Below are 26,109 nucleotides of genomic sequence, written 5' to 3' on the forward strand. Positions count from 1 at the left end.
TATGCTGTATTACTTGTGCAATTTCATCTGTGCTGTCCGGCCATTAGCATCTTTTTCTTAAAAAACGTCTCTATTGTGAGGTGCCATTAAGTCTTGTTTAGGGCCTACAGGAATTACCTGTGTAGGGTTTATCATAGTATGGCTGTAGTAATAATGACGTTTAATATGGTCAAAATTTACTGTACTAGCCACACCAGAATATTGGTACAACTCTCTCATGTAGCCATACAAATTAGGATAATCTGCTATTTGACGAACATTACATTTGAAGTGGCCATGGTACACCGCATCAAAACGAATCAAGGTGGTAAATAGTCGCCAGTCTGCCTCTGTGATTTGCTTTCCTACCAAATACCGCTGTTTCGATAGTCGAGCTTCTAAGGTATCTAACGCATCAAATAAAGTCCCTACTGCTTCTTCATAAGCACTTTGCGTAGTGGCAAAGCCAGCCTTATACACACCATTATTAATGGCGTGATATACCATATTATTAACGTCGTCTATTTCTTCGCGCAGTGCAGCGGGATAGAAATCTTGTTCGTCCCCTGTAAGCGAATTAAAGTCGCTATTAAATATGCGAATAATATCTGCAGATTCATTGTTCACAATGGATTCGGTTTTTTTGTCCCACAACACGGGAACAGTAACTCGAGTGGTAACATCGTGTTTTGCTTTTGTATAAATCTGGTGCAGGTAATCAAAGTGATACAACTTATCGCCGGTACTATCGGGATACGATTCAAAGCTCCAACCTTCATTGAGCATATCAGGGTTAACCACTGAAACCTCAATGTGTTCAGTTAGCCCTTTTAACTGCCGTAATATTAACGCGCGATGGGCCCACGGACATGCATAGGCTACATAAAGATGGTATCTACCCGACTCAGGAGGGTGCTTCGCACCTGCTTCGCCGCCTATCGCGCCTCTGAATTTAGATGCTTGGCGTTCAAATTTACCGCCGTTCTTACTGGTGTCGTACCACTTATCTTGCCATATTCCATCTACAAGCAATCCCATTTTACCTCCAAGCAGTTATACATCGATAAATAGTTGTTCAATCATGTATAGCTTTGAACGTAACGCCTGTATTTTTGGATTTAACTTCCTAGTATTTAGAACGAATATATAGCAAGCCTAGGAAGCATCCATTTCATCGATGATGGCTCGGGCAATAGGCATGGCGCTCGTTGCCGCAGGAGAAGGTGCATTACCCACATGTAGCACTCGGTCAGTTGATAGGAATTCAAAATCACCCATCATTTTACCGGTTTTAGATACCGCTTGTGCTCTGATACCTGGTCTGTAGTAGTGAAAATCTTCTGGCGTAATACTAGGGCAGTATTTTTGAACCAAACTAGCGTAATAAGCCTGACTTACGCTGCTTTTTACTTCGCAAAGCACACTTGATTTAAACTGCCATAGCAGTCGCCACAATCCTTGATATGAAAGCGTTCTAAACATTTCGCTGTAAGATGGCAATGCATCATAGGCTTCGCGGCCTGGCGCTAGAACCGCATTTGGCCCCACGGTGGTATAACCGCCTATCATTTTCGTTAGGTGCACACCTAAAAATGGCATCTCTGGGTTGGGTACTGGGTAAATTAGCTTTTTACTGACATTATCGAATTTAGGCGATAAACGGTAATATTCCCCTTTAAAAGGTACAATTTTGAAATTTGGGGTTATGCCCTGTTTCATAATTAAGTCGTCAGCATAGACACCTGCGCAGCAAATTACCCTATCTGCTTCAATCCGCCGTTTAATGCCATTGATATCAGTTACCAAGGATACGCATTCGTCGTATTCATCAATAGCGTGAACTTGAGCGCTGTATTGCACTGAAACATTTGCGCTTTTCGTTGCGCTTGCCAATAGACTTTGGGTAATTGCGGTATAGTCAGTAATGCCTGTCGCATTAACCAAAATCGCTTCTTTCCCCGTTATATTGGGCTCCATGTTTTGAAGCATAGAATGAGAAACACGCTGCGGGTTTAAATCATTGGTTTCACAATTAGCATATAACGTATCTAGCCTGCTAACTTCATCGTAGCTAGTAGCCACAATTAACTTACCGCATTGCTCGTAAGGTAGGTGGTTGTCTTTACACCAAGCAAAGGTATCTTCCAACCCTTGCCTACAATACTGTGACTTTAAAGAGCCCGGCGGATAATACACCCCTGCGTGGATAACACCTGAATTTCTACCCGTTTGATGAGACGCTGAAACCGGCTCCTTTTCAACTAGGTGAACCTTGTGCTGTGGATTTCGCTTCTGATATTCATGGAGTACGGCGGCCCCAATAATTCCTGCCCCAACAATGGCAATATCGTATCGATTAGACATACGTTACTTATTGTTTATAGAAAGTCTCTTGCAATATTACGCTTTTTTGCGATCATGCGCCCCATAAGTAAGGGGTTTTAATATTTTGTATTGGCTCAGCAGTATTTGGCTTAGCAAGTTCTGGAATAAATAGTGTGACTATATTGGAAGATCAAAGATTTGGCGGCATCGTGCGCCTTTACGGGTTAGAAGCTGCAGAAAAACTTGCCAGTAGCCATGTGTGCGTTGTAGGCATTGGTGGTGTTGGAAGCTGGAGTGCAGAGGCTCTTGCGCGCTCAGGCGTAGGTAAAATCACGCTCATTGATTTAGATGATGTATGCGTAACCAATACTAACCGCCAAATTCACGCTATGACCGATACCATAGGCGAGCCAAAAGTAGAGGCGATTGCTAATCGCATTAAAGGCATCAACCCTAACTGCGAACTTGTGTGTATTGAAGATTTTGTCACGCCAGAAAATACTGCAGAACTGCTTACTAACGATATGCATGCTGTCATTGATGCCACTGACAGCATTCGAGCTAAAGCTGCCATGGTAGCTCACTGTAAACGGGCGAAAATTCCCATTGTGACTGTGGGTGGTGCGGGTGGGCAAATAGACCCCACCCAAGTGACTCGAGGCGATCTCTCGAAAACCACGCAAGATCCACTGGCTGCCAAACTACGCAGTGAACTAAGACGTAACTATAATTTCACTAAGAACCCTAAACGGCGTTTTGGCGTTGAATGCATTTATTCAACGGAACAATTACGTTACCCCCAGCCCGATGGCAGTGTTTGTTATAACAAATCGGCTATGGAAAACGGTACTCGGCTTGATTGTGCTGGCGGTTTTGGTGCCGTTGTGACGGTGACAGCCACCTTTGGTATGTTTGCATCGGCCAGTATTATCAATCGCTTAACCGGTCATAAATAGACAAACGCTAATAACTGCCGCACAATACATAGAAGCCATACGTTTTTAGTAGCTTTACGTTTTAGTAACTGTACGTTTGAAGAAACTATATAGACAACAATGGCAGTAAGCACTGTTCGTGATGATGCAAAGTACATTAACGTTACACATCAAGGTTAAGATAAAAGGATAATAGGATGTCACCCATAGAACTCGAACAATTAATGAAAGACTGCGCCGATGACGCTATTTCTGCTGCGAAAGAAGAGTTCAGTTTAACTTTAGATTATTCTGCCCAAAGTGTGGCACTTGTTGATGATATCTTACTTAGCTTTATCGACAAATATCATGACCGTGCATTAGAAGATGAAGCCGTTTTTACAATCTGCAATATCTTTGGCGCGTATGTAGGTGAAACCTTCCAGCGTTTAGTAGGCGGCACTTGGCTTTATGACCAGTCAAACCCTAAAGCGCCATACGTATTACTGGTTGTGGGTGAAAACTCTTATGCTTTTGCCGGTATATGTTACGAGCGCTTAGTGAATGATAGCCAAATTAGCGTTAAAGCGTATTTCGATCAATCTGTGAGTAATCACCGCCAGTAATACCCCTGGGGCTATTCATAATGGAGCTATTCGTAATGGGGCTTTTTCCAGTCTTCTAGCATCCAACGCAGATGTCGGCTTCGACTAATACAATAGACACTGATGATTGAAATAACCACTTTGATGGCGGTTATCATTTCAAAGCCCCAATGCACAGAGACAATGTGATAAAACTGTACACAAAGTGAAGCCAACACACCTACTAATATAAGAGGCAACAAAGCACTAGACCACTTTATCCACCCTCTTTTCCATAGCCTTTCCCGTTGTGAAATAAGCACAAGCCCTAACACTATAGGTACACTACTTAGTAATGCTAATCCTAAGCTATCGCTTTGAGGATAAAACAATTTTAGTAAGGCTTCTGTTTGTGACCGAGATGCCAGCGAAAATATAAAAGCAATCCAGTCAAGACTGAACAGTGCCAGTATCACATACAGCCATTTGGGAGGTAAGATTCGGCCAGATTCATCGTAGTATTTTAATGGCAGTTTTAGCATGAAAAACGAGTAACCTTGCTTCAAAGAATAATTAATAACTCAGTTATTATTGGGCTAATAATGAAAACTTAAAGCGCTTAAATAAAATATCCGGCGATTTCAGAGATTTATAAATGTTTTAATATAAACGACACGGCATCAGGTGATTTAAACGAATTGTGCTTCGAAACAACAATTAGTCTTTCTAGCGCTTCTGGAATATCAGCACTTTCGTATGTAACTACACCGTCTGTCAGCAATAAGCACACTTCCCTATTTTCACATTCCGTTTGCTTTTTCGAGCCAATAATCGAATACGCTTTGCCTTGAACAGGCATGGTGTAAAGGGTGTTCATTAAAGGGTGGCCTGGTTTTAATGAATCAAGGCTCTTAAACTTAGCCTCTGCTAAATAACTCTGCATTTGTGGCTGTACAATATCTAATCCCGAATCTTCAAGCACATCAACAAACATGTTTTTAAGCTCGTAGGGTATCTGTACCAGCGATGAACCAATATACCCTAACGCAGATGCCGCCAACGCAGAGCCTTTATGCGGTGTGTCCAAATAAAATACTGTGTTGGTTTCAAATCTCGGCTCAAAAAACAGAGTATCTTCAATATCGTCTGTCATCACCATCGCAAGTTGTTCCGGTGGCACGGTAAACGTGGTATCCCAGAATGCATTTCCCGATTTTACCGTCAGTAATTTTGTCACCAGGCCGCCTAAACTGTGCCCTATAAACACCGCTTCACGGGTAATTAGGGGGTTATCTATGGTGGCCAATAGTGCATCTAGCTCTCTTCGAATCTTCATGGCGCTATAAAGTGGAGGCTGGCCTGAAGGATAAAGTACATGCCAAACTTGATAGCATTCGTTTAGCCATTCATCATTCATTACCGCCATTGTTAAATAGCGCCAAATTAAAGGGGATGAATTGAGTCCATGGATCATAATAAGGGGTATCTTGGTGTCTGACATCTCCCCAATAACGTAAATACCTCTAAGCGCTTTTGCTTGTTTAGTGCCCACAAACCCTTGCCAACGAAGGCCCCCTACCGTGGCATCATTGAGTAAGGCTAAATAAGTGGCGCTAGGCGAATACCTTGCCATGTAAGCATTGCTCCCTACCCTTACTGTAGTTCGACCATGAATTTGCTGTGCATCTAAGGTAATGTGAACCTCATTACCGTCTAACTTAATGCCTTGGAACATCAGGGTATAACTGCTATAGGTGCCTTCTTGGGGGTAGTAGGTTTGTGCTAAAGCAGTGGTTGCTGCCTCTCTTACCACAATAGCCACGCCGAATTCGCCCAGAATGTTGGGCTGCAACGTCTCTTCAGTTGCGCGCATCCTAGACGCAAAAATGATTGGCTGATCTAAATTCAAGTGGGTATGAAAATGGGCCTTATCCTCTTTACCTGACATACGTAAAGTAAGTAGCCTCATCAGCGCCGCTCTATTGCGCTTTAACGCAAATTGACGCTCGTCAGCACTCACATCTTCTCGGCTAAGCAAGGCTTGCGTACACAATAAACTGTTTATCAACCCTTCAGTTGAGCGGGGTAATACCGTAACGCAATCCCAGTAAAGTTCTCGAGTGGAATGGCCTATAAAATCGGTGATATATTTAGGAGAGGTAGAAAGGCGTAAATTGAGCGATGGTGGCTCTGGCTTATAATAGTTCGATGAACACGACGCTAAGCAAAGCGTTAGTATGCTAAGTACAATGGACAACGCCTTGCCATACCTAAGACCGCTCATGAAGCCCTGCCAAGTAACGTGGTTAAGAACAGCGAATGAGTATGATGAATTTTCGTTCAACTTTCCACTTATTGGCTACATGGTGTTTAGTTGAAAAAGTTTTAGCCCAAAGGGCTGCGAACCCGTCATACTTACTGTATAATCCGCGGCCATTTTAGGCACAAGTAGCGTCGTTTACCGGGTGATATTTTAGATGACAGTAGAAACCTTTGATCCAAGTAAAGCAGTAAACAAAACCACTACGTTGGAAACGCCAGTAAAAACACTGACGGAGAATCGTAGTACAGGTGCAAGCAATGGCGCACGTATTGGCTTTGTTAGCTTAGGCTGCCCTAAAAACTTGGTAGACTCCGAGCGCATTCTTACGCAACTGCGTACCGAAGGCTACGATGTTGTTCCTACTTATAACGATGCCGATTTAGTCATTGTAAATACGTGTGGCTTTATTGATGCGGCCGTAGAAGAGTCACTTGATACCATTGGTGAAGCACTTAAAGAAAACGGAAAAGTCATTGTTACTGGCTGCTTGGGTATTAAAGAAGACGAAATCCGTGAAGTACACCCAAATGTATTAGCGATCACTGGCCCTCACGCCTATGAGTCGGTGGTTGAGCAAGTTCACGAGCACCTACCTAAGCCACAACATAATCCGTTTGAGCATTTAGTCCCTGATCACGGTGTTAAATTAACCCCGCGTCACTATGCTTATTTAAAAATATCAGAAGGCTGTAACCACAGATGTACTTTCTGCATCATTCCATCGATGCGTGGCGACCTAGTTAGCCGCCCTGTGGGCAGTGTATTAGACGAAGCGAAGCGACTAAAAGCTGCGGGTGTTAAAGAGTTACTGGTAATTTCCCAAGACACCAGTGCATACGGGGTTGACGTTAAACACAGAACCGGTTTCTGGGATGGCATGCCTGTGAAAACTCACATGAAACAATTGTGTGAAAAACTAGGTGAAATGGGCATTTGGGTGCGCCTACATTACGTGTACCCCTACCCGCACGTAGACGAACTCATTCCATTGATGAACGAAGGTGAGATTCTGCCTTACCTCGACATACCGTTTCAACACGCCAACAAACGTATTTTGCGCCTAATGAAACGCCCAGGAAGTGCAGATCGCACACTTGAGCGCGTTAAAAAATGGCGTGAAGCCTGCCCTTCTTTAGTTATTCGCTCTACGTTTATTGTAGGCTTTCCGGGTGAAACAGAAGAAGAGTTTGAAGAGTTACTCGAGTTTATTCGTGAAGCACAACTAGATCGCGTAGGCGCATTTGCTTACTCGCCGGTTGAAGGTGCTCGCGCCAACGACTTGCCAGATCCAGTGCCAGAAGATATTAAGCAAGAGCGCTTAGCTCGCTTCATGGAAGTTCAGGGTGAAATTAGTGCTCAGCGCTTACAAGCACGCATTGGCAACGAATACCAAGTGGTAATCGACAGTGTAGACAGCGAAGGTGCTGTAGGGCGAACGTACGCCGATGCTCCTGAAGTTGATGGCTTAGTTCACCTTAATGGCGTGTACGATGTAAAACCGGGTCAAAGAGTGTGGGCTGAAGTCATTCATGCTAACGAGCACGATGTGTGGGCTGTGTTATCTGAAGATCAAGACGATGAAGAAGGCGAAGACCAGTAATTTTAGAGCCACTTGGACTTTACTAGCTGATTGTATATGGTGAAAGTGAGACAAAAAAGAAAGTAAAACCTGAAGACCAAACCATAAATAAGAGTAGACAACAAAAAACCGGTAAAGCCTAAAGCATTACCGGTTTTTTATTGGACGTATTTACACTCAATATGCTACAAAAGTATTTTAGCCATGAGCTCCTTCAACCCAAGAGCTCCTATAACCAAAAGCTTGTGCAATCAAGAGCTTCTTTAGCCTAAAACAGCGTTACCAAGGCAGTTCATCGCCATTGGAATGGATGAAGCGCCCTGCATTGTCGATGTTCATTTCTGAAATACGCGCCACTAACCTTTCAGCTGAAGTATCGGCGTCAATATCGCCGCTACCGTTCACCATTTCTGTTTGTACAAACCCAGGGTGAAACAAACCTACGGCTATGCCTTTAGGTTTTAGGTCGTTAGCTAAAGACACGCCCGCGGCATTTAGCGCCGCTTTCGACATTCTATAACCATAATAGCCACCAGAGGTGTTATCGGTCATAGAGCCCATTCTGCTGGTTATCATGGCTATCTTGCTGTTAGCGGCCATGGAAGGTAAAAGAGTTTGGGTAACAAGCAATGGACCCATTGCGTTCACTCTAAACTGATAATCGATGGTAGGCGGCTCCCAATCATCGATGCTTTCCCTGCCTAACACACCAGCATTGTTAATTAGCAGGTCAATTTTGATATCAGCTAGTGACGCGAGACTTTCCGCTAATGTTTCGGGCTGCGACACATCAACGCCCGTTACCACTTTTACACCCGATGAGTTTAGTTCATCGCAACTGTTACGGCAGGTGGCGTAAACGGTAGCACCTTGCGCTTTATATCGCTTAACCAAAGCTAAGCCTATGCCACGGTTACCGCCTGTAATGACTACGTTCATATTAACACTCCCTATTTACGTGTATCTGCATTGCGTAAGAGTTTGAAGAATCGCACGTAGCGATTTTGTGCGAAAAGCTCATGCGGGAAGTTCATGCAAAAAACTCACGGAAAAACTGAGCCGAAAAAATGTTTTGCATATACGCACAATAAAAATACCAATTTAAGCGGCAATGCTATTCGCTTAAATTACCGGTGCTACTTTACAGCACCCATTTGAGAATTTTGCAGCTTCACCTAATTAAGCGAGGCGAGTAAACGTTCCAAGTCTTCCGGCGTATCAATACCCACAGGTGGCTTGGCGTTCGCCACGGTACAGTGAATTTTATCGCCATACCAAAGCGCACGAAGCTGCTCAAGAGACTCAATCTGTTCTAACGCGCTAGGCTGATAACTTACATATTGCTGCACATATTGAGCTCGGTACGCATAAATGCCTATATGTCGAAAGTACAATTTAGGATCAGCACTTTGGCTATCTTCCATCATACGATCTCGTTCAAAAGGGATTGCCGAGCGAGAAAAATACATCGCCTCTTGATGTGCATTTACCAATACTTTAACCATATTCGGGTTAAACACATCGTTGCTTTCTAAAATCGGCGTAGACAAAGTCGCCATCACGCATTGAGGAGCATTGGCTAAATTACTCGCTACTTGCTTAATATTTACCGCAGGAATGAAAGGCTCATCACCTTGCACATTAACCACTATGCTATCGGCAGCAATATTTTCTTTATCAATCACCTCGGCAATACGTTCGGTGCCCGACTGATGGGTATCGGCGGTCATGCAGACATGAGAAAACTGGCTAGCCACCTCGGCTATGCGCGTATCATCCGTGGCCACAATAATTCGCTCAGCTCCGGCTTCACTTGCCCGTTCAACCACATGTTGAATCATGGGTTTGCCGTTAATATCAGCAAGGGGCTTTCCGGGAAAACGGCTTGAACCGTAACGCGCGGGAATAACTACTGTAAATGCCATCACATACCTATCGCGTTGCGTCTACTTCATCAAGTGTCATGGTGGTTGCTTTGCTTTCAATAAGCACAGGAATACCGTCTATAATATCGAACGCTAAACGGTCGAAACGACAAATTAACTTATCTTTTTCTTCGTTTAGCACTAACTTGCCTTTGCACACTGGGCACGCCAGTACTTCTAATAATTTGTTATCGAATGCCATTGTATTTCCTTGCTTCCTAAGGCGTCATTATTAAGCCGGCATTAACCAGCTTGTTATCTATTTGTGTGAAAAACTGCGGGTCAATACTTGCTGAAACGGGCAAATACCAACAGTCATTATGCGCAAATTCGCTCACCTTCACCGCATCTTTCTCTGTCATTAATACCGTACCTGCTGGAATATCTTCAACCGTAAATTGGTGATGATCAGGAAACGGGATTTTAGTTGAAAGCGTTAAACCCATACTTTCTAACTGAGTGAAAAATCGCTCGGGGGCGCCAATACCTGCCATTGCAGTAATTGTTTTTGCGCTTACCCTATCAATACCAATCTGCTGGGTGGGATTAGTAACTGAACACATCTCCCCTGCCTTTAAATGCATAAGATACTGAGGTGTTTGCCCCGCTTTAAGCGCTGGCTTTTTGATATCAGCACGATTGTGTACGATGGCATCCACAGTAGCCAATCGCCAGTGACCTTCTCTAAGCGGCCCCATGGGCAACAACAAACCACTGCCAGTTAAACGCTCGTCCATTACTACCACTTCAACATCTCGTGCTAGAGCATAGTGCTGAAGACCATCATCACAAATAATAAGGTCGCAATGAAGTTCGTTAGAAAGGTAATCAGCCCCTCGGCTGCGTATGGGGTCAATTACTACGGGGACTTGGCTACGAATTGCCAGCAACCGGGGTTCGTCACCCACTTCGTTTGCTGCATCATTGCCGGTCACTTTTCGTGGGTAGTAGCTAGATTTACCGCCATACCCTCTACTTAAAATACCGACACTGACCCCTTTTTTACGATAATACTGTGCAAGGGCAAGCACAACAGGTGTTTTGCCGTTACCACCAACGGAAATATTCCCAACGACGATAACCTTGGCACTGCCACGATAAATCTTTTTTAAACCAGCCCTAAACGCGAGTCTTCGACAGGTAGAAATCAGCCAAAACAGCACGGTAAGCGGCGACAAAAGCCAAACAAGTGGATGGCCAGCGTACCAGCTTTTTACCACACGGCTCACTTAATGGTCGCCAAATTGTAACGCGTGTAGCTGAGCATAATGCCCGCCTTTTTCTAACAACTCGTGGTGCTTACCACTTTCAATAATACGGCCTTGCTCAACCACCATAATCGTGTCGGCATTTTCAATGGTCGACAACCTATGAGCAACAACAATACTGGTGCAACGTTGCTGAAGCGTTTCTAACGCATCTTGAATCAATCTTTCAGATTCGGTATCAAGCGCTGAGGTTGCTTCATCTAAAATCAAAATAGGCGCATCGGCTAAAACAGCGCGAGCAATGGCGATTCGTTGGCGCTGACCACCCGATAACATCAGGCCGTTTTCACCAATAACAGTATCGATACCTTCAGGCAGGTTACCCAAAAACTCATCCACATGGGCCATTTTGCATGCTTGCTCTATTTGCGCTTTTGTCACGGTTTCTTTCGCGCCATAAGCAATATTATTGGCAATAGAGTCGTTGAACAGGGTCACGTTTTGCGATACCACGGCAAACTGCGCACGTAGTGATTTCAAATCAATACTGTCTAATGGGTTATCATCTAATCGTACTTGCCCACTTTGCGGCGAATAGAAACGGGTGAGCAAAGACGAAATCGTCGATTTACCGCTTCCCGAACGCCCAACCAAGGCAACCGAATGGCCAGGCTCTGCGGTAAACGACACGTTCGTTAGTGCAGGTGAATGTTTGCCTGGGTAAGTAAAGGTCACATCATCGAATTCAATTTTACCTACGGCCCGCTCTATTTGTACATCACCTGAGTCGGCTTCATTTTCTCTATCTAAAATTTCAAATACGCTAACACACGCTGTCATGCCTTTTTGAAATTCATTATTTATCGTTGTGAGCTGTTTCAATGGCTTTAATAACATCACCATACAAAACACCACGTTTATGAAAACACCTGCTGAAAGCTTTTCTACCATGCCAGGGGTACTGGCAATATAGAGCACTACCGCTAGAGCAAGAGACGCAATAACCTGAATAGACGACACACTTAAGATTTGGGTAACCGCAAGCTTCATAGTTTGCTGACGATTATCGTTATTCTTTTTCTCGAAACGCTTTTGTTCGATGGTTTGTCCACCAAACATAATCACCACTTTGTGGCCTTTAACAGCCTGTTCTACTGCAGACGTTAAGTTGCCCATGGCTTGCTGAATGTTTTTGCTCACCACTCTGAACCGCTTACTAACAAACGATACAATGATGGCTACAAGCGGGCCTATCAGTAAGAAAATAAGGGAAAGCTGCCATGAGTAATAGAACATTACGGCTAACAAGCCAATCACCAAAGCCCCTTCCCTAACTAAGGTTAATAAGGCTTTACCCGACGCATTGGCTACTTGTTCAGTGTCGTAGGTTACTTTACTTATTAACCCACCAACCGCTTGCGTATCGTGAAAAGAGACAGGCAGATGAATATATTTGTCGAATAACTGCTGGCGCATACGCATGACAACCTGCGATCCAATCCAGGTTAGCGTGTAAGTACCAAGGAAGTTAAATATGCCTCGTAATAAAAATAAAGGCACAATTGCAAAGGCAGCCAACCGTAGGTATGCATGATCATTTTTCCCTAAGGACTCGTCAATCATGGGCTGCAATTGCGCAAATACAAAGGTATCTACTGCGGAATAGCCCACCATGCCGATTACGGCAACGAAAAAAGGGAGTTTATATTCACGCAGATAGCGTAAAAAGCGTTTAACCTGAAAGGCCGACGGATCGGTTTGTTGCTTCAAAGTGATTTAACCTGTTCGTTATTCATTACTTTTACCCCGAGTATTGTACTAGCACTTGCGCCATTTCCCTAATCAACCCTATGCTTTGATGGGAAATTATACTTATTTACACCCACAGAATCTGTAAAGTTAGGAGATAGCTGGTGCCTTGGCTCGGACTTTGGCGCAGGCTTTGAACCATGCTTTAGAACATGCCTTGGCGCATGAGCGGGCAGATACCAACGCCTCTGGGTATGCTTTCGCTCTGAACTAACTATATAGCCACCTTTTGCGAACTCAAGTCGAATGAAACCAAATTCACTGGTGGTGAATTGGCGAACACCATATTCTTGATAACGTGAAACTACAGATTTACTTGGAAATTTCCACCTATTTTCATAACCTTGAGTATATATAACTACCTCTGGCGACACTTTTTGTATCCAAATATTAGTAGATGAGGTCTTACTGCCATGATGAGGAGCGATTAACACATCTGCATTAACCGACAAATGATTAGCCTCATTTTTACCACCCGGTTCAATATTGGTATTAGAACTAACATTATCATCAACGTCACCACGCTTATATTCAGTCTGTAAAATGGCATATTCACTAGTGCGTTCAATATCGCCGGGGAATAAAACACTTCGATGCCCATCATCTATTTTCACTACACATGACATGGCATTACTGTCTTCAACGTTCCCTTTTTCTGGCCATAAAAATGAAAGCGTTAGCCCTTGCCACCGAGTAACTTTTCCTCGCTCACACCCATCAACAGGACTTATCCAAGATGGGTTGAGACCTTCGCTATCTAGCCACGCTTTAAACGCTTGCCGCCCGCCGGCGTGATCGGTATCGCCATGGCTATGGATCACCATATCTACCAAGGTGCTGTTGGTTTTAGCCAGAAATGCGGGTAAGACTTTACCTGCTAAAGGGGCTTCACCGTTATACATAGGGCCAGTATCAATAATAACCGCGTGCTTACCTTTAGTGACAGCTATTGCCGTACCTTGCCCAGCATCGAATACGTTCACGTACCATGTTGACGGTGAGGCTGGAATAAAAGAAACAAACAACGGCAGTACAAGCAATAGCATACATACCCACTTGTACCGCCAATAAGGTAATAACCCGAATAACATGGCCCCCAACAAACACAACATAGCACCTGAACTCGGGTAAAAGTGAATAGCACTTAAAGGGTAAGACGCCGCCTCCGTCAGCAACGCCATAACCCAAGTAAACACCCTATCTATTTTTTGTAACACCCAAACACTAAAACTAAGGCTGACCGGAATAAAGTAGCCTACTAACAAAGCTAGCAGAGCAATTGGCAGAATAAGCGCAACAATAGGAAGTACCAGCATATTCGCGATGATGCCAATCACGCTGGCCGTACCAAACCACAATAAGGAAATAGGCGCCATCACCACACTTACGCCTAACTGAATACAAAATAGCGCGTTGTACCAAGGCATCGCATGAAAATGAAATCGCCAATTAAGTAGCCAAATACTGATCACTGCGCCAACACTTAAATAGAAACTGGCTTGTAATAAGGACAAGGGGAAGACCAAAATACAAGTGAACAGCATGAATATGCCTAAATTCACAGGTCGCAGCACCTTGTTGAATACCGCAAAGCCTACGCCTACTGTGAGTAAAATAAAGGCCCTCACCACAGGCAGTGCCATGCCGCTTAGCATCACATAAAACGCAGCACTTATTACAACAGTAAAGACAACATAGGTTCTAAAATTGACAAACCCAGCTTTGCTTTTCAAAGCAAAATTAATCAGTAACAGTATTAGAATAATCACGTTGCAACTATAGAAAGCCGCCATAGCTATAACCGATAAATGCATACCCGATATGCTAAATACATGTGCTGTGCCTGTTTGCCCTATGGTATGCCAGTCTTCTTTAGTTAATAAGCTGCGCTCACCTATTAACAAAGCCTGAAACCATCGCATCTGATTAAGTGGCAATGTAGATAAAAACGCTGAAATATTATGTCGAGTGCTGTGGTTGTGCGTGGTATTTTCAATATCTAGTTTCTTAATATAGCCAGTGGCCACTATGTGTTGGCTGGTGAGATACTGTTGTCGATTAAAACCCACTGGGTTAAGCACACCATAGGCTGGCTTTAATTTAACCGTAGCAATAAAGCTATCACCATTGTGTAAACACTCGTTATTTTGCCGTTCGTTGGACTGAGCGCTGGAATAAACGGCTGAATGGTCGGTAGAGTGAGCCTTGAAACGAGCATTCGTTCGATGGCTAAGCTTCACTTTCTTTGTTATTGGCAGTATAACGGCATCCATTTTATTCATGTGCACCGTGTAAGAATAAATGCGAGATTCCGCATCTACGCTTAACTTTTGACCATTTAGACAACCCCCTTGCACTACAACGCCATTAATTGTGACATCTTGTTGAATTTTGCTCTCTGGTAGTTGCCAAGATAGGTGCCAATACCCTACACTCGCCATCCATGTAGCGCCAATCAACGCGCCACTTATTGCAATAAGTGCAAACTTTATCCAATTGATTCGCTTGGTACAGACTATTGCTAGAAAGTGAAAACTGCATTGCGAGATAAACAGCAGCACTCCCCCACTTATGGCAAGCGCCATAATGAAATTTAGGGGTGGCAGAACAGCCCATAAAACGGCAGTTACAGCGCTAATACAAAAACTGCCACACCAAATTGTGATACGATTTACCATTGTTTTACGTAGCAATAGATATAGTCGGCTGAATCTAGCCCACATGTTGATAGTTAATGAACGAGTGTTATGCCAAAGAAATTTATTAGACGTTTCCTGCCCGACCCGCAGGTTGTAAAGAACAACAAAATTCTGCGCGTTTTCGGCAGTGTTTTGCACGAACCTAATTTATGGCATTTAAACAGGCGTTCCGCGGCGGGCGGTTTCTGCATAGGGTTATTTTTCGCGTTCTGGCCTGTGCCATTTCAAATGTGGCTTTCTGCAGGCGTGGCCATTCCCTTTCGCGCGAACCTTCCCCTTTCGGTAGCAACAGTATGGGTTACTAACCCTTTCACTATACCGCCGATATTTTATGCTGCTTATAAGATTGGTTCTACTGTACTTGGGACCAAGCCTGAGCATTTCGAGTTTCAATTCAGCTGGCAATGGGTAGTAGAAAGCATCACTACTGTTGGCCCTGCCTTTTTGGTAGGCTGTGCGATTTGCTCTGTGGTAGCCAGTGTTATTGGGTATTTCACCCTAAATTGGATATGGCGATTCCAGGTTAAAAAAGCGTGGGAACGCAGAAAGCAAGCTCGAGCTAAAGCAAATTTGCAAGCTCAGCAATAACTGAGCATTAATAAATGATGCAAAAAAGGCGCTTAAAGCGCCTTTTTTACGTTTGTTAGATATGTATTCTATAAATAATGGCTGCTCATGTTTTGCCTAAGTATTTTATCAACCTGCAGGGCTAACATATCGAGTTACCGTACTGAGCTAATGTACTGAGCTAACATATTGAGCTAACGTGCTGGGCTAACATATTGAGCTAACGTACTGAGCTAACGTGTTGAGCCAGCGCGCTATACAAGCATTTTATGCACTGCATATGTAAAAACACATATACAGCGCATGCTGGCTAATCTTAGGTACTGATTTCATATACAAAGCTAACCTACTAATCATGCTCTGCTAAGAATGCGAGCAACTTGGCTTCATCCCATACATCTACGTCTAGCTCTTGCGCTTTTGTCAGCTTAGATCCGGCTTTTTCACCAGCAACCAAAAATGAAGTGTTTTTGGATACCGAGCCTGCCACTTTAGCCCCTAATAATTGCAGCTTCGCTTTAACATCGGAGCGGCCCATTTCACTTAACGTTCCTGTTACTACACAGGTTTGTCCATCAAGCGGTAATGCACTTTGTGGCTTCTTCTCAATGGCAGGCCAATTAATACCAGCGTCTAATAAGGCATCGATAACATCGGTATTGTGCGATTCGTTAAAAAAGTTATGCAAATGCGCTGCTACAATGCCGCCCACATCTTGTACTTCAATTAATTCATCTTCACTGGCGCTTCGAATAGCATCAAGGGTCTCAAAATGCAGGGCTAGATTGGCGGCGGTAGCCTCTCCTACTTCTCGAATACCAAGTGCATATAAAAACTTCGCTAATGTGGTGGTTTTCGAAGCCTCGAGTGAGAGCAACAATTTGGCAGCAGACTTTTCAGCCATGCGCTCAAGCCCAACCACATCGCCCAATTTAAGATTAAAGAAATCTGCAGGGCTATGCACTAAGTCAGCATCAACCAGTTGATCGACCAACTTGTCGCCTAACCCATCAATATCAAATGCTTTTCGTGAGGCAAAGTGCTTTAACGCTTGCTTGCGCTGTGCTGCACATATCAATCCACCAGTACAGCGTGCAACGGCTTCGTCTTCTAGTTTTCCTACATTAGAGTCGCACACTGGGCAGGTTGTGGGAAAAGTAATATCCCTAACGCTGTCATCTCTTTTAGCATCTACGACCGATACCACTTGCGGAATAACATCCCCCGCCCGTCGAATAATAACGTAATCGCCTACTTTCACCCCTAAGCGGTCAATTTCATCTTGGTTATGTAACGTGGCATTCGATACAGTTACACCACCTACAAATACCGGCTCTAATCGAGCTACAGGGGTTAATCGTAAGTGTCACCAGAGCAACCTAATTTCAATTAGAGAACATCCGGTTATATTAGACTTTATATCAAAAATAAAATAGCTTCACCTATTTGAAAACATACAGGTAGGAAATGCAAATGGATACGACAATGAGCTTAGATGAAAAATATGCCTTTATCAAAATCCATTATGGAGAGTCTATACACGGTGGCACGGTTGAACTGTTCAAAGAAATAAGCTACTCCCAAGTCATGAAAATATCAAAAAATCTTGTTGCATATAGCAATATCCTCTGCCCTGTATTGCTATCTAGTGGTAGAAAGGACTTAACTTATTGTTTGAAACTTGTAGCTATAGATTTAAGCCAGCGACTTGCTAAACCTACTGCATATTCAAACTTTATATCACTAAAAACACATATTATTAAATTGATAGAGCGTGGCGATATAACTTGGGTACCTTATTCTACAGAACATCTCTCTTTTCTCAGTGTTGCTATCCCCAAAATGACTTATGAAGAACTTAAAAAGCAAGCAATCCCTAGAAAAATTCAATTAGGATTCAAGCATGTAAATCCTAAAATTGGAGTATTTAAAGAAGTCCTGAATAAAACATGTAGCCCTGAAATCTCTGGCGCTTTGATAAATCACGCGATGGCATACAAGAAGAAAACGAAGCAGAGGATAATAGCTCAATTAACAGATTTTCTTAACGGTATAACTACAGATAAGCCTGATTGGTATAATCATCCACTGGTTTTACAAAGTGAATTAATTAAATTCCGGGCGAACCTGCTTGACCGGTATCAAAGAAATACAGCTTATTTGCATTTCCATATTATTAGTAAAGCAATAAGAACACTAATGGAACAAGGACTACTAGACAGCCAAATAGACCTGCCTGACAACTATAAGGGGTCATGGCGTGATCAAACATTGCATGCAAACAATCCCTTAGTATCTAGCTTAGATTTATACGATTTAAAAAGTATATCTTCTAATAAAGATACGCCACGATTTCTCGAACTGTTGAAAAAAGAAATCCATACGAACCTTGCCTGCTTGACGGATGTAGCAAAAGATATTGTTTGGAAAGGTTATCAAGATTATTTATTAGGATCCGAAGTTGTTACTCAATATAAAAATTTCATTGTACAACATACAGATAAACACATTGATATCGAAGCTGAGCTTGCTCCCAAGTTTCAAGCTAAATTAAGCGCGATTTGGCCAGAAAACAACATATCTGACTTTTTAACATCTAAGCGCGTTGCGTATTATGACAGCAACTATGAGTTTTATATCGCAGGTGGGACCAATGACCCAAATAGCCCTTACAAAGTAAGTAATTCTGTAAACAGATATTTGGGACTGACCATAGAAGTAGCTTCAGCTATGCAAACGATAATCGTGGAAGAAATTGGCATCAATCCATTTTCTCTCTACGATATCTCGATATCATCTGACGGGGTTGGTAGAGAGTTTGTTCAAATTACTGATGAAGGGTCTGTCCGACTTCGCGCTTTAAAAAAACGCGCAAAACAATCAAAAACAAGGAAAGCTAAAGGAGGCCCCGTCTTACTCTCACAGATACAAAAATCAGATATAGATGCTGCTACTTGTCTGAAAATGGCTTTAGAAATGACAAGTAGAGCCAGAAATTCGAGCGAAATTAGAAAGCTTTGGATAATTCGGACAGCAAATGGGGTGCAACATGTTTCAGACACTGCATTTCAACATAACTTCAACAAAATGAAAGCGAGCCTACCTAGTGAAAATAATGCCTTACAACACTCAACATTAAAAAAAATAAGAGGTTCCAAAGGGGTGTTAATATTTCTTCAATCAAGAGGGGATGCATTGAGAACCGCAAATTACTTAGGTAATAAAGTCGAAACAACCTTAAATAGATACATTCCCCCTTATCTATCAGAGCTAATCTATAGAAATAAAATTAGAGCGTTTCAAAATATATTGCTATACATGGCGATTGGTTTGGAAGATTCGCCCTCAGACGCGCTTAATATGAGTGAGGAGGAATTAAAGTCTCAGCTTGAAGTTGCTTTTAACAATGAAGATATGGGTGGTAATTTTTACGACAAACTTAAAAACCCGAATGATGAAAATACCCAGAATAAAGAGGTGTATTTTTGTGTTTCTATCGACAATATAATAACAGCTCTTATCTATATTAAAACTGGTAGTGATCCGATACTTAAGGAGCAATGTGTCAATGCTGTTTCAGCAATATCTGAAAGCACTGTCATAATGAAACAAATGCTCCGAACTGCTCAACTTGCAGTGCAAAAAAGCGAGGTTAAATAAAACATGAGTGAAAGTTCAAATTTAATAGACGATGATTTTGTTGACTTTTCCAAATTGATTGATTCCGCAGGAAAGTTTGAATACGAAATGCCCAGATGGCTATTAAATGACAATATTTACGACCAAGAATGGTTAGCTTCAAAAGTGGCTATAGATATTGACTACTATCGTAAGAACAAAAACAAAGCACTAAAGATAAATTTTAAAAGAAAGATTTCTGACGTGGAGTATTTGACTGACGCAAATAATGAACCTTTATTGAAAGACATTATGCATAGCTTATTATACTTGGACGCACGAGGAAAAATAACACGACCATTAAGAGCTAAAGCCATTCTGGTCGCCATTACAGACTTAATTAAACATGCTAATGAGGTTCGGCAAAAAAAATCAAGATTGCTTGTACGGGGACTAGATCAAATAAAATTAAACGAGCTTAAAGATTTTATTATGGATTATAATACACAGCCTCATGTATTTGCTGCCGCCCTTAAAATCATAGATTTGAACTATGGTTCATCTTCACGAATCGACTGGATTAAGATAAAAAATGAGCTTAATTTAACAACAAGATCACTAATGTCATTGCAGCACTCTTTGAAAAAACACTATAAGAGTAACCCACCTAAAAACGATAAGAGTTCTTATCAAGAAGACCACTCAGTGACAAAGAAATGGAACCAACCCAATAAGGTTCGTGAATTTCAACCTGCGAATACAATGGATTTCGATATAGACACAGATTTACAACCTTCAGAAAAGACAATATCAAATATAGTATCTTTGCTTGAGGCGGTCTACACAGCAAGGGCATCTCAAAAGTATAAATTTGCTCACTCGCCCGCAGCATTATTTAGCAATGGTGAAACTCTGTTTGATAGCATGAGACAATCAATAAAAACCCCCATAATGCCTACTTCTAATTACCTGCATTCTATTTCAACAAGCCTTAAATTTGCTAGGAAGTATGGTTATGCTATCCGCCAGCATTTATCCGTTCTTGCGAAAAATGAGCTTAAAAAAGTAGATAACAGCGACGTTTACCGCTCAAGCTCATCATTACAAGAGGAAGTGTTTAAAGAAACACCTTTGCCAGACGTATTAAAAGAACTGAATATTACGTCGTGGTGTGACGACAATTTGGTGTGCTTCAGCCAATTTAGACGAGAAATGTCCATGGCCGTTGCGATAAGGTTATATTTAGCCTCAATTTACATACTAGTAGCAGGTTTTGTTGCTAGTAGAGTTACGTCTATGAGAAGTTTAAAACGGAACTGCTTTGTTCAATCGCCTATTGATGGACTTTTCGATTTAGTCTTAAGAATTCCAAAAACTTCTGAACGTATTGAACTTGAAGATGTTCACCGCCCAATACCAGACTTGATATTCGATTATGGCTTAGAGTTTGCACTTTTAAATAATGTTCTAGAAGAGAGAAGAGGCTTTATTGTAGATGAAAACGAACAGTTCTTATTTGGTGGTTTTTTGTCACACACGTCTTTTAAAGCCTATACATCAGAATTTGCTCAATCGCGTGTTACCCCTCTCAGCAATGATTATATAAATGGTTGCCTAGACTTGTTTGCAGACTGGAGTTTCTCTCCCGTAATTAATGGAAAACGATGGTATCCAAGAAGTCACCAATACCGACGAACGTTTGCTGTACTGTATTTCAACATGACTGACAATACGGGGTTAGAAGAATTGTCCTGGTTTTTGGGGCACGCTGACCTAGAGCAAACTTTTCACTACGCAGAAGTATCTCCAAGTTCCGAGTGGATTGACGAAGCAGAAGTTACAATTGCAAGGATTGGTTCTTCTCTTGGTAAGGCGATACTGGGTGATTCAAGCGTAACAAATATTGTAAATACAGCTCGTAAAAAAGCAAAAACATCTCTGGTAATTGAACCTTTAGTAAGAGATTTGATCGATGAGCATAAAAAAAATACTGGTGAGACAGTTCGATTTCATCGAATTGAAGGAAATGCTGTGTTTTTTTATTTTCAGAAAAAAGAGGCATATTGACGTGGCGAGATTTCAAAAAGGGCAAACTTCTCAATCTGTAATTTTGAAAAAAAAAATGATCACTGAATCAATGATTCGTAAAAGTGAAATCCTCAATAGCATAAAGCATTATGATGAGATTCCCGATAGCTTAACGACCAGTAAATCCACCATCACTAAGACAATGGTAAATAAGTGGCACGACGACTCATTAGGCGTAATAAGGTATTCTTACAACTCTTCAATGACAGAACACAACGCATTAGCTTTACGCGAATTATCAGTTGCTATTGAAGACCTTAATGTAAGGCTTAAAAAATCAGAAGCAAACAAAAATAAAAACGTTGCGATAAAAAAGACTCGGTTAACAACCCATGATATTAATGAGTTGAAAAGAGAAAATGAAGACTTAAAATCTGCACTTGCAGAAGTTTACAGGGCATACATGCAACTTTTAGATAATTGTAGAGAGGACGAACAAATAGACAAAGCTTATAGAAAACTGATTTTGGATCAGGCTCGTATTTTAGGAAATAACAGATTGGCTTTGATAAAATAATGTCATATGTCATGACGGCTAAATCACCCTGCCTTGATTTCCTTATAACCAGTCAGCGCAGAAATGAAAAACATGATTGCTCACTGTCTTTAATAATGAAGAAAGGCGGTGGCATAGATTGGCACGCCAATGCTTACCTAACCAAATTGGGCGGAGGCGCTCAAATATTTAATATTAGGCCGTTAGCACCGACGGTTACAAAGAAAGCTTATAGCCTAAATATATTTTGTTCTTTCCTTGAAGATAAAAAAATTTCTCTATCCGACATCAATGATTCGGCTTTATATCAATTCATAGGCGTATTAAAAGATCGAAAGATTGCCGATGAAACAGTATTAACGCACGCCAGAGTCGCTTTGGGTTACGTTATATTTTTATCTGATGAAAATCCCCACTGGAAACTAGCAACTGAAGAAAAAGACACGGTGAGAGCATACAGTGTTCATTACTCTGAAAAGAAGTTTAAAGCAGGTAATAGAGAAATAACTTATGTAGATCATGTATCATTTGCGGGGTTGATTAGCATTGCCGTGGACGTAGAGTATATTCACGATCATGAATTTGTTTTATGGTTGGACGCCATTAATGAAAGCACGTATCACCCAGAGCTTAATGAATTTTTAATATACAGATGGCAAGCCTTCTCCACACTACTTGAGATTACTGGGGCAAGAATAAGTGAAGTTCACCAGATAACAAAATCTTCAGTTGAAAACGCTTCTAAGTCGCTCCTGAATTCCAAGAAGTGTGTATTAAGAGATATTCCGATTCTAAAGGGTAAATATAAAGGTAAAAAAAGAGAAGTAGAAGTCACAGGTGATGACCTACAGATCATAATGTATTACCTAAAGTTAGTCGAAAACACATTTCCCAACCAAAACCATGACGCCATTTTTGTTGATGCACGAAGTGGCAAACCATTGGCAAAATCATATCTAAAAAACTATGCAAAAAAAGTAATTAATGCCAGTAAGTATAAGGAAGAGTTGCGCCATGTCACAAATCACTCTTTCCGACACAGATTTATTACAATGAATGTAGCTAAGGCGATTAAGAAACTAGCAGCATCAGGAAGCTTTAATAATATTTTGAGTGTTGCTGCTACAGCATGCCGAAAAGTCACAATGCATGCTTCAAATGCAACTATGGCAAGATATGTCCATTTGGCGTCTGAACTGAATCATCAATCAACTCAGCTAGATAGTGTTTTACTTGCAATGTCGTCTCAGGTCAGAATTAGAATGATTAGAATGATAAATATCAGTAAGTCCTTGAAAGCGAAAAAAATCGATGAGACTGAGGCGATTCAATCGTTATTGACTAACATTGACGAGATTGCAAAATTCGATTTATAAGTTGTCTTAGTGTGGTTGCCAGATCAAGTCTGAGCTAGTACAAGTTACCGTGTTAACACCAAGCGACTTTGTCGTATCTTAATTACCAAGCGATTCTGTCGCAATCGTTAATTACCAAGGGAAACTGTCGGTCTCTTTTTTACATGTCTGTTAGTGTTCTTTTTTTGAATACTTAAGGGCATGTTGAGGATGATTGTGATGGATTCTAAGGCTCAACTCACCGTTGATATTATTGCTAAAGTTGTTGAAGGTAGAATAACAATAGCCAACGCTGCTAAGCTACTAAGCAAGTCTCGCCGTTCGATTGAACGATATGTAACACGGTATCAGCAAGTTGGTATTCAGTTTGTTGTGCATGGCAATAGTGGAAAATCACCACCTAATAAAACGCCCGTTTCAATTAGAAAAGCAGTGCAGGCCTTAATCAAAGAAAAGTATTTTGATTTGAATTTACTACATCTTGCGGAAAAGTTAGAGGCCGATGAACACATTGTAGTGAAGCGAGAGACGCTGCGTGGCTGGGCACATGATATTCACCATGTTAAGCGTGCCCAAACGTAGACGAGGCATCGTGCGTAAGCGTAGAGAGCGTATGGAGGCTGCTGGCCTAATGATGCAAATGGACGGTAGTCCACATCGCTGGTTTGGGAATAGGAAGCACTGCCTAATCGCCATGATTGATGATGCTACCAGTGAAGTGCATGCTGAATTCTTCCCCTCTGAAACCACCGTTGGTTGCTTAAAAGTCATGCGAGACTGCATTGAAACGAAAGGCGTTTTCAAAACACTCTATGTAGACAGAGCAGGTATCTTCGGTGGCCCTAAGCGGTGTAACTTCTCACAAATGCAAAGAGCTTGTGAAGAGTTGGGTATTGAAATTATCTTTGCCAATTCACCACAAGGTAAAGGTCGTATTGAGCGAGCCTTCGATACCTTCCAAGACCGTTTAGTGCCTGAATTAAGGCTGGGTAACATTACTGATATTGCCGCTGCAAACGCCTACCTCAAACATGTATTTATCCCGCAGTTTTGGCGGTCACATATCGAAGTAAAATCGAAGCATCAAACATCAGAATTCACACCATTATCCAAACACACTAACCTTGATGATATCTGCGTAATTAAAGACCATTGCAAATCAGAAAATAGAAATTAGAAACACCAGCAAGAAAGGGTTTACTGCGCACTTCGCGGGGCGCAAACTCGCAGTATCAGAAGTCAATGAGCCGAGTAAATTAGCGGTTGAAGACTTAGAAATTCAAAAGAAGCTAGACATCCTTGCCTTGGTTGAAAGACTAGGTAATGTCTCTAAGGCTTCGCGTCAAAGTGGGGTGTCTCGCGACACTATCTACCGTCATCTGAAATTAGTCAAGCAAGGCGGGCCTGATGCCTTAAAACGGCAAGAAACGCCTAACATACGGCATAAAAACTGTGTAGATATGGAAATCGAGAAAGCGGTAATCGAGTTCTCTCTTGAACATCCCCACCTAGGTCAGCAGAGGGTTGCGATGAAGCTAACTAAAGCATTAGGAATTGAAGTTAGCCCGAATGGCGTGCGCAGTACGTGGCTTAGAAATGATATGAATACAACTGCACTGAGAGTTGAGAGGTCACAAGCTTTGCATGAATCATGCATGAAAAATAGCCAGTTGTTCAACTGACTGATTTTTAATTACAACAACTGTTGCCCTCTTGAATTGGAGGGCACTTCACTGTTCCATATGAGCAATAAACGCAGCAGTCGCCGCTCAGAGGCTTCAGCAGTGATTTGCATTTAGTGCATTCATAAAAAAATTGGCATGCAGTGGTTGGCATTTCTTCTTGCTGGCTATAATTGCAATGTGGGCAAGTAATCGTCGATGAGAGTTCTATTTTCGCCATAGTTTTGTGTTCCTCAGAGGATTTCATTATCGTTCAACTAGCGAAGGCCTTACGACTTTACTAATGAAGGATAACCAGCATTCTTAGTAGCCTTCGTTAATGCATCAGGATTTGTCACCTCATCGTCAAATGTTACAACAGCAAGTTTATTTTCAAATGTCACTTCCACTTGTTTAACGCCTTTGACGCGCTCAAGTGCTTTTTCTACTGTTATCGGGCACGTTACACAATCCATGGTCGGAACTTCTAACGTAACAGTTACGTCTTTGGCAAACGCCGCCGTGCTGCTTATCAACAATAATGTTGTAATCAATAACTTCTTCATTTTTCTCTCCAATTAGAGTTAAGTGATAGCACCTACACGACCCATATGATCCAGTAGTTGCTGGTTACAAAAACAAACGCCAACAGTGTGGTAAACCAAAATACTGCTTTTCGTCGCGTTCTTACTTTTGGAACTGCACATGCCTCGCCATCCGCACAGTCTTCAGCAGGCTGATGTATCTTCCACCCAGCAAAGCCAAATAAAACCACAACCACGAATATAAAAATAGGACGATAAGGGTCTAAGAGTGTTAAATGGCTAATCCATGACCCACTTATACCCAATAAAAGCAAAACAAGTGGCCCAGCACAGCAGGCACTGGCACCGATTGCTGCGGCAAGCCCGCCTAAGATTGATAGTTGACTACTTTTTGCCATATTTACGTCTATTAAACTGTTCTTTTAAGTAAAGTA

Annotated in this window: 21 protein-coding genes and 2 pseudogenes; 9 read left to right on the plus strand and 14 right to left on the minus strand. The window is 41.9% G+C overall.

What is annotated here, in order from left to right; genetic code table 11:
• Positions 1–57: 57 nt before the first annotated feature.
• Both Q4561_RS02845 and lhgO read right to left on the minus strand, forming a co-directional pair.
• A complete protein-coding gene (locus Q4561_RS02845) occupies positions 58–1,017 on the minus strand; it encodes a glutathione S-transferase family protein (RefSeq protein ID WP_303457461.1) in 960 nt (319 codons plus the stop codon).
• Between the two features lie 117 nt (positions 1,018–1,134).
• Entirely contained in the window at positions 1,135–2,343 is a 1,209-nt protein-coding gene (gene lhgO, locus Q4561_RS02850) for an L-2-hydroxyglutarate oxidase (protein WP_303457462.1), read from the minus strand.
• Between the two features lie 140 nt (positions 2,344–2,483).
• Here lhgO and tcdA point away from each other — a divergent pair, with 140 nt between their 5' ends.
• Both tcdA and Q4561_RS02860 read left to right on the plus strand, forming a co-directional pair.
• Positions 2,484–3,260: a tRNA cyclic N6-threonylcarbamoyladenosine(37) synthase TcdA gene (gene tcdA, locus Q4561_RS02855; RefSeq protein ID WP_303457662.1), complete on the plus strand. Its 777-nt coding sequence runs from the start codon at positions 2,484–2,486 to the stop codon at positions 3,258–3,260.
• 176 nt (positions 3,261–3,436) lie between these two features.
• Complete coding sequence (locus Q4561_RS02860; protein WP_303457463.1) at positions 3,437–3,844, plus strand: hypothetical protein; 408 nt, start codon at positions 3,437–3,439, stop codon at positions 3,842–3,844.
• 26 nt (positions 3,845–3,870) lie between these two features.
• Here Q4561_RS02860 and Q4561_RS02865 read toward each other — a convergent pair whose 3' ends face one another.
• Together Q4561_RS02865 and Q4561_RS02870 are read right to left on the minus strand one after the other, a co-directional pair.
• Positions 3,871–4,344, minus strand: a complete 474-nt coding sequence (locus tag Q4561_RS02865; protein WP_303457465.1) for a DUF2919 family protein — start codon at positions 4,342–4,344, stop codon at positions 3,871–3,873.
• A gap of 107 nt (positions 4,345–4,451) precedes the next feature.
• Positions 4,452–6,086 carry a triacylglycerol lipase gene (locus Q4561_RS02870; protein ID WP_303457466.1) on the minus strand — a complete coding sequence of 545 codons (1,635 nt, stop codon included), beginning with the start codon at positions 6,084–6,086 and terminating at the stop codon, positions 4,452–4,454.
• 193 nt (positions 6,087–6,279) lie between these two features.
• Here Q4561_RS02870 and rimO point away from each other — a divergent pair, with 193 nt between their 5' ends.
• Positions 6,280–7,725: a 30S ribosomal protein S12 methylthiotransferase RimO gene (gene rimO / locus Q4561_RS02875; protein ID WP_303457468.1), complete on the plus strand. Its 1,446-nt coding sequence runs from the start codon at positions 6,280–6,282 to the stop codon at positions 7,723–7,725.
• 258 nt (positions 7,726–7,983) lie between these two features.
• On the opposite strand, the gene Q4561_RS02880 is transcribed toward rimO, so the two are convergent.
• From Q4561_RS02880 to Q4561_RS02905, 6 genes are all read right to left on the minus strand, one after another.
• The gene (locus Q4561_RS02880; protein WP_303457470.1) at positions 7,984–8,643 is read right to left on the minus strand and encodes an SDR family oxidoreductase; all 660 of its coding nucleotides are present in this window, start codon (positions 8,641–8,643) and stop codon (positions 7,984–7,986) included.
• A 236-nt stretch (positions 8,644–8,879) separates the two neighbouring features.
• A complete protein-coding gene (gene kdsB / locus Q4561_RS02885; RefSeq protein WP_303457472.1) occupies positions 8,880–9,629 on the minus strand; it encodes a 3-deoxy-manno-octulosonate cytidylyltransferase in 750 nt (249 codons plus the stop codon).
• Between the two features lie 7 nt (positions 9,630–9,636).
• Positions 9,637–9,831: a Trm112 family protein gene (locus tag Q4561_RS02890; RefSeq protein ID WP_303457474.1), complete on the minus strand. Its 195-nt coding sequence runs from the start codon at positions 9,829–9,831 to the stop codon at positions 9,637–9,639.
• A gap of 16 nt (positions 9,832–9,847) precedes the next feature.
• On the minus strand, positions 9,848–10,858 hold the full coding sequence (gene lpxK / locus Q4561_RS02895; protein ID WP_303457476.1) for a tetraacyldisaccharide 4'-kinase: 1,011 nt from the start codon (positions 10,856–10,858) through the stop codon (positions 9,848–9,850).
• Positions 10,859–12,613 (minus strand): lipid A export permease/ATP-binding protein MsbA, encoded by a 1,755-nt coding sequence (msbA, locus tag Q4561_RS02900; RefSeq protein ID WP_303457664.1) that lies wholly within the window; start codon positions 12,611–12,613, stop codon positions 10,859–10,861.
• Positions 12,614–12,675: 62 nt separating this feature from the next.
• Positions 12,676–15,369: a DNA internalization-related competence protein ComEC/Rec2 gene (locus Q4561_RS02905; protein ID WP_368411515.1), complete on the minus strand. Its 2,694-nt coding sequence runs from the start codon at positions 15,367–15,369 to the stop codon at positions 12,676–12,678.
• Positions 15,370–15,393: 24 nt separating this feature from the next.
• Between Q4561_RS02905 and Q4561_RS02910 the strand changes: the two genes are divergently transcribed.
• Positions 15,394–15,933, plus strand: a complete 540-nt coding sequence (locus Q4561_RS02910) for a DUF2062 domain-containing protein (protein WP_303457477.1) — start codon at positions 15,394–15,396, stop codon at positions 15,931–15,933.
• A gap of 328 nt (positions 15,934–16,261) precedes the next feature.
• Here the strand turns inward: Q4561_RS02910 and ligA are convergent.
• A pseudogene (gene ligA, locus Q4561_RS02915) lies at positions 16,262–17,269 on the minus strand (NAD-dependent DNA ligase LigA); the annotation flags it as partial.
• A gap of 116 nt (positions 17,270–17,385) precedes the next feature.
• Here ligA and Q4561_RS02920 point away from each other — a divergent pair.
• The 5 genes and pseudogenes from Q4561_RS02920 to Q4561_RS02940 all read left to right on the plus strand — a co-directional run bounded on the left by Q4561_RS02920 (position 17,386) and on the right by Q4561_RS02940 (position 25,151).
• The gene (locus tag Q4561_RS02920) at positions 17,386–19,572 is read left to right on the plus strand and encodes a hypothetical protein (RefSeq protein ID WP_303457479.1); all 2,187 of its coding nucleotides are present in this window, start codon (positions 17,386–17,388) and stop codon (positions 19,570–19,572) included.
• Positions 19,573–19,575: 3 nt separating this feature from the next.
• A complete protein-coding gene (locus Q4561_RS02925; RefSeq protein ID WP_303457481.1) occupies positions 19,576–21,597 on the plus strand; it encodes a hypothetical protein in 2,022 nt (673 codons plus the stop codon).
• A 1-nt stretch (position 21,598) separates the two neighbouring features.
• Positions 21,599–22,135, plus strand: coding sequence for a hypothetical protein (locus Q4561_RS02930; RefSeq protein WP_032094202.1), 537 nt, complete (start codon positions 21,599–21,601; stop codon positions 22,133–22,135).
• 11 nt (positions 22,136–22,146) lie between these two features.
• Positions 22,147–23,490: a site-specific integrase gene (locus Q4561_RS02935; protein WP_232043425.1), complete on the plus strand. Its 1,344-nt coding sequence runs from the start codon at positions 22,147–22,149 to the stop codon at positions 23,488–23,490.
• Positions 23,491–23,679: 189 nt separating this feature from the next.
• A pseudogene (locus tag Q4561_RS02940) lies at positions 23,680–25,151 on the plus strand (ISNCY family transposase).
• A gap of 7 nt (positions 25,152–25,158) precedes the next feature.
• Here Q4561_RS02940 and Q4561_RS02945 read toward each other — a convergent pair.
• Genes Q4561_RS02945 through Q4561_RS02955 form a run of 3 tightly spaced genes read right to left on the minus strand, consistent with a single transcriptional unit; the run spans position 25,159 to position 26,073 of the window.
• The gene (locus Q4561_RS02945; RefSeq protein WP_108569075.1) at positions 25,159–25,371 is read right to left on the minus strand and encodes a GDCCVxC domain-containing (seleno)protein; all 213 of its coding nucleotides are present in this window, start codon (positions 25,369–25,371) and stop codon (positions 25,159–25,161) included.
• Between the two features lie 49 nt (positions 25,372–25,420).
• Positions 25,421–25,696: a mercury resistance system periplasmic binding protein MerP gene (gene merP / locus Q4561_RS02950; protein ID WP_303457486.1), complete on the minus strand. Its 276-nt coding sequence runs from the start codon at positions 25,694–25,696 to the stop codon at positions 25,421–25,423.
• 32 nt (positions 25,697–25,728) lie between these two features.
• Entirely contained in the window at positions 25,729–26,073 is a 345-nt protein-coding gene (locus Q4561_RS02955) for a mercuric transporter MerT family protein (RefSeq protein WP_303457488.1), read from the minus strand.
• Positions 26,074–26,109 lie beyond the last annotated feature (36 nt).

Source organism: Alteromonas sp. 1_MG-2023, from assembly GCF_030547075.1.
In the GTDB taxonomy this organism is placed as follows: Bacteria; Pseudomonadota; Gammaproteobacteria; order Enterobacterales; family Alteromonadaceae; genus Alteromonas.